Annotated in this window: 7 protein-coding genes, 2 pseudogenes and 1 riboswitch; of the genes and pseudogenes, 8 read left to right on the forward strand and 1 reads right to left on the reverse strand. The window is 28.5% G+C overall.

Features of this window, described 5'->3' with window-relative positions:
• The 4 genes and pseudogenes from dnaK to MR593_RS10580 all read left to right on the forward strand — a co-directional run.
• Nucleotides 1–185: pseudogene (dnaK, locus tag MR593_RS10565) on the forward strand (molecular chaperone DnaK); the annotation flags it as partial.
• A gap of 120 nt (nt 186–305) precedes the next feature.
• A riboswitch (SAM riboswitch) is annotated at nt 306–408 on the forward strand.
• A gap of 198 nt (nt 409–606) precedes the next feature.
• Nucleotides 607–1,575 carry a methionine ABC transporter ATP-binding protein gene (locus MR593_RS10570; RefSeq protein ID WP_290692657.1) on the forward strand — a complete coding sequence of 323 codons (969 nt, stop codon included), beginning with the start codon at nt 607–609 and terminating at the stop codon, nt 1,573–1,575.
• On the forward strand, nt 1,565–2,230 hold the full coding sequence (locus MR593_RS10575; protein WP_290692659.1) for a methionine ABC transporter permease: 666 nt from the start codon (nt 1,565–1,567) through the stop codon (nt 2,228–2,230). The genes MR593_RS10570 and MR593_RS10575 overlap by 11 nt, the downstream gene beginning before the upstream one ends.
• Nucleotides 2,231–2,264: 34 nt before the next feature.
• Nucleotides 2,265–3,065: a MetQ/NlpA family ABC transporter substrate-binding protein gene (locus MR593_RS10580; RefSeq protein WP_290692661.1), complete on the forward strand. Its 801-nt coding sequence runs from the start codon at nt 2,265–2,267 to the stop codon at nt 3,063–3,065.
• Nucleotides 3,066–3,156: 91 nt separating this feature from the next.
• On the opposite strand, the gene MR593_RS10585 is transcribed toward MR593_RS10580, so the two are convergent.
• On the reverse strand, nt 3,157–4,077 hold the full coding sequence (locus tag MR593_RS10585; RefSeq protein WP_290692663.1) for a Ppx/GppA phosphatase family protein: 921 nt from the start codon (nt 4,075–4,077) through the stop codon (nt 3,157–3,159).
• Between the two features lie 206 nt (nt 4,078–4,283).
• Between MR593_RS10585 and MR593_RS13525 the strand changes: the two genes are divergently transcribed.
• The 4 genes and pseudogenes from MR593_RS13525 to MR593_RS10600 form a co-directional block, all read left to right on the forward strand.
• Nucleotides 4,284–4,997 carry a hypothetical protein gene (locus MR593_RS13525; protein WP_331474821.1) on the forward strand — a complete coding sequence of 238 codons (714 nt, stop codon included), beginning with the start codon at nt 4,284–4,286 and terminating at the stop codon, nt 4,995–4,997.
• 60 nt (nt 4,998–5,057) lie between these two features.
• Nucleotides 5,058–6,401, forward strand: a pseudogene (gene ppk1, locus MR593_RS13530) (polyphosphate kinase 1); the annotation flags it as partial.
• Between the two features lie 10 nt (nt 6,402–6,411).
• Nucleotides 6,412–7,092, forward strand: a complete 681-nt coding sequence (locus MR593_RS10595; RefSeq protein ID WP_290692665.1) for a winged helix-turn-helix domain-containing protein — start codon at nt 6,412–6,414, stop codon at nt 7,090–7,092.
• Between the two features lie 19 nt (nt 7,093–7,111).
• A partial coding sequence (locus tag MR593_RS10600; protein WP_290692667.1) for a sensor histidine kinase occupies nt 7,112–8,371 on the forward strand: 1,260 nt, incomplete at its 3' end.

Below are 8,371 nucleotides of genomic sequence, written 5' to 3' on the forward strand. Positions count from 1 at the left end.
AGCAGGGATTGGACCAATCTAAAGAATCCATAGATAGAGCTCAAAAATCTGAGATAAAATCTGAACTGAGAACTCTTAAGAGGTTAGTTAAAAAAGCAAAACCTGAGAAAATAACTGATATACAAATCGGTGAAATCAGACAAGCAAAGGATAAGCTTGAGATGACAGCTAGAAATATAATTTAGTTTTATGAAGATAAAATATGTAATAAAAACAGATTTAAAATAATAAATTTAAAAAAATATTGACAAATTTATACAAATTGTTTATTATTAATAACATAACAACTGAAAATTAAAAAATAATTCTTATCAAGAGAGGCGGAGGGACAGGCCCTATGAAGCCCAGCAACCAATATTTATATATATGGTGCTAAATCCTGCAACTATTAAAGTTGAGAGATGAGTATAAACAGATAATTAAAGCTTGAGTTTATACTCAAGCTTTTTTAATATTTATAAATACTAAAAAGAAAAATAAATAAAAGATATAGATATATAAAAAAATGGGAATATTTTCGACATACTATAAAAAATTAACTAGATATATAAAAAAATAAAAATATAAAATAAAATATATGTAGTTGATTGGAAGGGGAGAATATAAATGATAAAAATACAAAATCTTAATAAATATTATGGCGATACAAAAGTATTAAAAGATGTAAATATGGAAATTGCAGAGGGTGAAATATTTGGAATTATAGGACATAGTGGAGCAGGTAAATCGACTTTACTTAGATGTATAAATGGGCTTGAAAACTATCAAGAGGGAAGCTTAACAGTACAAGGAAAAGAAGTAAAAAATTTAAATGAAAAGGATATAAGAGAGCTTAGAAGAAATTTAGGAATGATATTCCAACATTTCTCATTACTAGAAAGAAGAACAGTATTTGAAAATGTAGCTCTACCACTAGAGTGTTTTAAATATTCAAAATCCGAAATAGAAAAAAAGGTAAACAATCTACTTGAATTGGTAGGACTTAGCGATAAAAAAGATGTCAAGCCTAGAAATTTAAGTGGAGGGCAAAAGCAAAGAGTTGCGATAGCTAGAGCATTAGCACTAGAGCCAAAGGTTCTCCTATGTGATGAGGCTACTTCAGCGCTAGATCCAAATACTACCAAATCAATACTATCTCTATTAGAAGATATAAACAAAAAGTTAAATATAACAATTATAGTTGTAACTCACCAAATGGAGGTTATCAAGCAGATTTGTACGAGAGTTGCAGTTATGGAGGATGGTAAGGTATTAGAAATAGAAAATACTGAAGATTTATTCTTAAACAATACTAGAGGATTGAAGGCGTTAATAGGAGATGAACAAATAGTGCTTCCAGAGGGAACAAATATAAAAATAATATTCCCTAAGGATATTGCAAACCAATCAATAATTACAAATATGGCGAGAACATTGGATTTTGACTTTAGTATAAGTTACGGTAAATTAGAAAAATTCCGAGAAGATGTACTTGGTTCATTAATAATAACAGTTAAAGATCATTACGCAAATGCAGTAAAAAATTATCTTACAGAAAGAAATATAACTTGGGAGGAAATAAAAAATGACAAATAATACATCATTATACGAGTATTTGACAGAAATACTGGGGGAAGCATTTTTAGAAACTATGTATATGATAATTGTGCCAACTGTAATCGCCACAATTTTAGGATTTATGTTAGCAATCATATTAGTTCTTACTAAACCAAAGGGATTAAAACCAAATAAATACATATATTCAGTAGTTGGATTTGTAGTAAATATCGTAAGAAGTTTCCCATTCATCATATTATTAGTTGCATTAATACCATTTACTAGATTGATAGTAGGTACAAGTATAGGGGAAACAGCAGCGATAGTACCGATTACGATAGGAGCAGCACCTTTTATAGCTAGAATAATAGAAACAGCTTTAAATGAAGTAGATGAAGGACTTATAGAAGCTGCACAATCTTTCGGAGCTACAAAAACCCAAATTGTTTTTAAAGTAATGATAAAAGAAGCAATGCCTTCAATCGTATCAGGTATAACACTTTCAATAATATCAATCCTTGGATACACAGCAATGGCAGGTACTGTAGGAGCTGGAGGACTTGGTAAGGTAGCGTTAGTATATGGTCACCAAAGATTCGACACAGCAGTTATGATATATGTTGTAATAACATTAGTAATAGTAGTTCAAGTAATACAAAGTTTAGGCGATTATGCTTATAAAAAATTAAAATAAAATAATTTATATAAAAATACAGGAGGAAATCAAAATGAAATTAAAAAAATTAGGAAAAGCAATATTATTAGGAACATTAGTAGTAGGATTATTAACAGGTTGTTCAGGGGGAAGCAAGGAAGACAAAACTATAAAAGTAGGGGCATCTCCAACACCACATGCTGAAATATTAGAAGCAGCAAAACCAGTACTAGAAAAAGAAGGATATGAACTTGAAGTAGTTGAATACGATGATTATGTATTACCAAATGACGCATTAGCAGATGGATCTCTAGACGCCAACTATTTCCAACATATACCATATTTAAACGCTACAATCGAAGAAAAAGATTACGACTTAACTTATTGTGCAAAAGTACATATTGAGCCAATGGGTGTATACTCTAAAAAATTAAAATCATTAGATGAAGTAAAAGACGGAGCAAAGGTTTCAGTTCCAAATGACTCAACTAACGAAGCTAGAGCTCTTCAATTATTAGCAGCAAATGGATTAATAGAAGTTAAAGACGGTGAATTAATAACAGCAAAAGACATAACAAAAAATCCTAAAAATATAGAAATCGTTGAAGTTGATGCAGCACAAGTTCCTTCTACATTAGACGATGTTGATTTAGCAGTTATAAATACTAACTACGCATTAAACGTTGGATTAAATCCTACTAAAGATGCAATAGTAATAGAAGATAGTAATTCTCCATATGTAAACGTGGTTGCTATAAGAACTGAAGATAAAGACAGCGACAAAGCAAAAGCATTACAAAAAGCTTTAAATAGTGATGAAGTTAAAAAATTCATAGAAGATAAATACGATGGAAGTATAGTTCCAGCATTCTAATAGTCGATAAAATTTAAGTTAATGAAAAGAGAGTATGAAAAGTCTCAGATTGAAGACTCCTCATACTCTCAATTTATTTATAAAGTTTTAATTATAGGCTTTCGGCGTATTCAAATAAAATGCCCTCTCTAATTCCAAATTTACTTATAGAAAGCTTGTCAGAATTAATGTAGAACATAAGGTATTTAATTAAAATCAAGCAGCCAACAAAAATATCAGCTCTATTAGAGGACATACCCTTGATTTCTTTTTTCTGTTGTAAATTTAGTCTTTTGACAATATTGAATAAGCTATTTATATTTTTATAAGATATAACATAGCTATCAAGTAAAATATCAATATCATCAAATGCATGATTTCTCAAGATTTTTTCTATGCATCTGACAGAACCACCGATTCCTACAACAGGTAGGTTTTTATTTTCCTTTATCCATGGATATTTATCGAGTTCTTTAAATATCATATCCTTGAATCTCAATTCATCTTCTTCTGATACCTTGTCTTTTAGGTTAAAGTTTTTAGTATTTGGAATACTTCCATAAGGCAAGCTTATAGATTCTATTAGCTTTTTATCCTTAACTAAGACTATTTCACAGCTAGAACCACCTATATCTATTTGTAAGAAATCTTTTAAATTTATAGAATTAATAGAAGATACAAATCCATAGTATGCCTCTTCTTTCCCACTTATTATTTTAACATCTAAGTTTAAGGCTTCTTTTAATTCTTCTATTATTTGTGGACCATTGCCAGCTTTTCTCAATGTTTCTGTTGCCACAGCTATTATTCTATTGCATCTGTAAAGAGTGCAGATTTTTTTTAAATCTGTTAAAGCATCATTTAATTTTTTTATACCAAGAGCAGTTATATCGTTTGCTCTATTTTTATAATTACTTAATCTTAATTTGATTTTTTTTTCGTAAGATATTTGAAAAAATTTATTGTCGTAAATATCAGCCATTATTAATTTTAATGAATTAGATCCTATATCTATAATTGCAACTCTATTCAATGTCGTACCTCCATAAATTTAATTTAATTAGATAATAAATATTATTAAGATTATATCAATAATAATATCAAAAAATAGCAAAATATCTTGTTTTTTACAAAAACATAACATAGTTTACATAAAAATAAGGTTAGATAACTTTTTATAATGTTACTATAATATTGAAGATTTTAATTTTGAATATTTTTAGAATGGAGATAGATTGAATGAATAAAATGTACGATTATCCACAAAATTTTTTTAATAGAGAATTAAGCTGGTTAGAATTTAATAAAAGAGTATTAGATGAAGCACGTAATGAAGAAAATCCGTTATTAGATAGAGTAAAATTTTTATCAATTTTTAATTCGAATTTAGATGAATTTTTTATGGTGAGAGTAGCTTCTTTGTTGAGAAATCATAAAAAAAACATTGATTCAGTCGATATAGCTGGTATGAATCCAAGTCAACAATTAGAAAAGATAATAGAAAAGGTTAGATTTTTGATAGAAGAACAATATAGCTGTTATAATGAACTTACAAGATTATTATCATTAAAAAATATAAAAATACATAAATATAAAAACTTATGTGAAAAATCAAAAAAATATATAGATGATTATTATGAAAGAGAAATATATCCAGTTTTAACTCCTATGGTTATAGATTCAGCGAGACCATTTCCTTTATTACTTAACAAAACTTTAAATATAGCCGCATTATTAAAGACATCTAATAGCAATGCACATGTATTTGGGACTATACAAGTTCCATCTGTAATAAATCGTTTAATAGCAATACCTAATGATGAAAATAGAGTAGACTTTGTTTTATTAGAAGATGTCATAAAATCAAATTTACCTAAGTTATTTAGCAGTCATGAGGTATTGTATAGCTGTTCTTATAGAATAACGAAGGATGCGGATTTAGATGTCGACTAAGAAGATGCAATGGACTTATTGGAAACTATGGAAGAGTCTTTAAAATAAAGAAAATGGGGAGATGCAGTAAGACTTGAAATAGAATCAAATGGAAATAGTGAGTATTTTAATGAAATATTAGATATAATTGTAGATGAGATAGAAATTGATGATAAGTATATATTTAAAATAAACGGTATAATAGATTTTACTTTTTTAAATAAATTAGGTTCTTTAGAAGGATTTGATGAGCTAAAATATGAAAATGTGAAAATGGCAAATATTAAAATACCACATAGAACAGATATTTTTGGATATATAAAAGAAAAAGATATATTTGTGCACCATCCTTACGAATCTTTTGATATCATAGTAGATATGGTAAAGAAAGCAGCAGAGGATCCGAATGTACTTGCAATTAAACAGACATTGTATAGAGTAAGTGGAAACTCACCTATAATAGAAGCATTGACTAAGGCAGCAGAAAAAGGAAAACAGGTTACAGTTTTAGTTGAATTAAAGGCTAGATTCGATGAAGAAAACAATATAACTTGGGCTAAAAAGCTTGAAAAAGCAGGGTGTCATGTTATATATGGGGTGATAGGACTAAAGACACACTGCAAAATACTATTAGTTGTAAGGAAAGAAAAGGACAAAATAAAAAGATATGTTCATTTTGGAACAGGAAACTACAATGACGTCACAGCAAAATTCTATACAGATATGGGGATACTTACTGCTGATGAGCAATTTGGGAAGGATGCATCGACTTTATTTAATATGTTATCAGGTTATGCATCACCAGATAATATGGAAAAAATAACTATAGCTCCTTATGGCTTCAGAGATAAATTTGAAAAAATGATAAGAAGAGAAACTGAAAATGCAAAACAAGGTAAAAAAGCTAAGATAATAGCAAAAATGAATTCTCTTCTAGATAAAAGCATAACTACAGAGCTCTATGCAGCATCTCAAGCGGGTGTAGAAATAGAATTAATTGTCAGAGGTATATGCTGTTTAAAGCCAGGAATAAAAGGATTAAGTGAAAATATAAGGGTTAGAAGTATAGTAGGAAGATATCTTGAACACAGTAGAATATATTATTTCTATAATGATGGAAAGGAAGAAATATACATATCAAGTGGAGATTGGATGTATAGAAATCTAAACAAGAGAGTAGAAACTATGGGAATAGTAGAAGATAAGGATATTCAACAGGAAATAAAGGAAATCCTAGATTTATACTTAAAGGATAATGTAAAGGCTAAAATATTAAAGAGCGATGGCTCTTATGAAAAGAAACAACTAGCAGAAAATGAAAAAAGAATTAATGCTCAAGAGGAATTAGTCGAATTTACATATAATAAAAACAAGAGCTTAGAAAAGGAATTTAGTCAAACACTTATAATTCCAGTTGGAAAATAAGGAGGATTTTATGAAAAAGATATTAATTATAGATGATGAAATTCATATAGTAGAACTATTAAAATTTAATCTTGAGAATAATGGATATAAAGTCGATTATTCCTATGATGGATTTGATGGATACTTAAAAACAAAAGAATTTGAACCAGATCTAATTCTTCTAGATTGGATGCTTCCAAATATAAGCGGAATAGATCTTTTGAAAAAAATAAGATCAGATGCAGCATTAGAACAAATTCCAGTAATAATGCTAACTGCAAAAAATATGGAAGAAGATAAATTAGAAGGACTGCACGATGGTGCTGATGATTATATTACAAAGCCATTTAGCGTAAAGGAAGTTCTAGCTAGAATTAGCTCAGTACTTAGAAGATATAAATACAGCTCAAATGAAAAGGAAGATATTTTAAAAGCTGATGATATACAAGTAAACGTAAACAAGCATATTGTAACTAAAAATGGACAAGAGATAGAATTGACATTAAAGGAATTCCAAATATTAAAATTACTTCTTGAAAATAGAGGAAATGTTCTGACTAGAACATTTTTACTAGATAAAATATGGGGATATGACTATTACGGCGAAACGAGAACACTAGATGTTCATATCAGACATTTGAGAAAAAAAATAGGAGATGATGATGGTAAATTTATAGAGACAATAAGAGGGGTAGGTTATAAAATTAAATGATATTTTGAGGTGAATTAAGATGAAAGAGATACAACTTTTGAATGAATTGTATATTTTTATAATATTAATTTTATCTATTGTGGCTGTAGTTTTGATTAGATATACTGTGAGCTTGAGGACATATCTAAAAGAATTTATGAAGGTTTCAAAGGATATCAGCAATAAGGAATTTGATTCTAGAGTGAGAAGTCAGATGTCTGGCGAAATGGGAGAATTTGCGAAAAATTTCAATTCTATGATAGATACAATAAATTCTACTATAAAAGATATTACAAATAAAAATATACAGTTAAAATCAATTATGCAAAGTGTATCTCATGGAATTTTGGCGATAGATACTAAGGGTAGAATACTTTTAATAAATGAATTGGCAAAAAAAATGGTAGAAGGCGATGAGTTGATACTACCAGAAGGAAAAAGTATAAGACAGTTTATAAAGAATAAAACTGTTTTAGAAAGTATTTTATATAATATGTCGAGTGAAAACAGTGTTGTTGTACAAAAGAATATATCAAAGGATATTATTTATAAAATAAAGATAGATCCAGTTTATTTCAAAAATACAGATGCTGTAATAGGGTTCATTATAAATATTGAAGATGTTACAGACTATGTAAAGCTTGAAAATATGAGAAAACAATTTGTCGCAAATGTAAGCCATGAATTAAAAACACCTCTTACATCTATAAAGGGATTTGTAGAGACATTAAAGATGACAGAAAATTTAGATGTAGATACGAAGAATAGATTTTTAGGGATTATAGAAAATGAAACAACTAGATTATCTAGGTTGATAGATGATATTTTATTATTGTCTACTGTTGAAAATAAAGTTAAGAAGAAAGTAGAGAAAGTAGATTTATTTGAAATTTTTGAAGAGGTACACGAAATAGTAGGTTATATCGCTAAAAATAAAAATATAAAAATAGACTATCAATTTGAAAATGAAGATGTAGATTTGTGGGAATACTCAGGATATATAAGACAGATACTGCTAAATATAATTGAAAATGCAATAAAATACACAGGACAAAATGGAAATGTAAAAGTAAGACAATATGTAAAACAAGATAAAGTATTCATTGAAATACAAGACAATGGTATAGGAATACCTAAAGAGGATATAGATAGAGTATTTGAGAGATTTTATAGGGTAGACAAGGCGAGAAGTCGAAGTGTAGGTGGAACTGGACTAGGACTTGCAATTACAAAACACATGGTAAAGGCTCTAAATGGAAATATTAAATTAGAAAGTGAGCTTGGTGTAGGCAGCAAGTTT

Origin of the sequence: Intestinibacter sp. (assembly GCF_022780145.1) — a bacterium.
Taxonomy (GTDB): domain Bacteria; phylum Bacillota; class Clostridia; order Peptostreptococcales; family Peptostreptococcaceae; genus Intestinibacter.

What these genes read in the sequence shown, in the direction of transcription:
- MR593_RS10570 (WP_290692657.1), top strand. Translation starts at nt 607, where the DNA reads ATGATAAAAATACAAAATCTTAATAAATATTATGGCGATACAAAAGTA.
- MR593_RS10575 (WP_290692659.1), top strand. Translation starts at nt 1,565, where the DNA reads ATGACAAATAATACATCATTATACGAGTATTTGACAGAAATACTGGGG.
- MR593_RS10580 (WP_290692661.1), top strand. Translation starts at nt 2,265, where the DNA reads ATGAAATTAAAAAAATTAGGAAAAGCAATATTATTAGGAACATTAGTA.
- MR593_RS13525 (WP_331474821.1), top strand. Translation starts at nt 4,284, where the DNA reads ATGAATAAAATGTACGATTATCCACAAAATTTTTTTAATAGAGAATTA.
- MR593_RS10595 (WP_290692665.1), top strand. Translation starts at nt 6,412, where the DNA reads ATGAAAAAGATATTAATTATAGATGATGAAATTCATATAGTAGAACTA.